The following is a 592-nucleotide window of genomic DNA, read 5'->3' on the forward strand; positions in this document are numbered from 1 at the left end:
TTTCCATTGGTTTGAGGCCTGTAAGGTTGAGTATATCTATGCTTGATATCCAATTCGATAAGCATGCGTTCAAAAGGATGGTTCATTTTATTTTGGCTTTGTCGTTGACCAAACTCTGGTCCATTGTCAGAGATGATTTCTTCGAATTTTATTCCATATTCACTCTGTAGCATATTGATGCATCTCATGGTAGCAAACATCACCGTTAGTGAAGTTATATCTTCTGTTACCTCTGCCCAGGCCAGACGACTATAGTCATCCAGTAAGCATACCAGATAGAGCTTACGGCTTTGTCCTCTTAATATAGCTTTGTCAAGATGATGGCAGTCAATGTGTCCAAGTTGTCCCATTCTTTCCTTAATGATCTTCCTTTTGTTCTCCTTCATCCTTAGGTTAAGCCTATTAAGGCCATAACGCTTACTAATATTGTAAACCCCGGATGCCGATGGAGTAAATTTATGCAATTTCGGCTTTAAGATTCTAACGATCTCATGCTTCGAATTCCCTTTTTGTCGTAGCTCAATCACTTGGTTTTCTATAAATTGAAAAGGTCGCCTGGTGCGATATTTAGGCCCACGCTTGCGTGGAAGAA

1 protein-coding gene is annotated in these 592 nt (G+C 40.0%); it reads right to left on the reverse strand.

The genetic code is table 11. The features are described 5' to 3' along the window. The coding region (locus tag AC07YT_RS25075) for a DDE-type integrase/transposase/recombinase (protein WP_494945588.1) at positions 1–386 on the reverse strand (386 nt) is incomplete at its 3' end. Positions 387–592: the final 206 nt, after the last annotated feature.

Source organism: Pedobacter sp. GW460-11-11-14-TSB4, assembly GCF_059423705.1.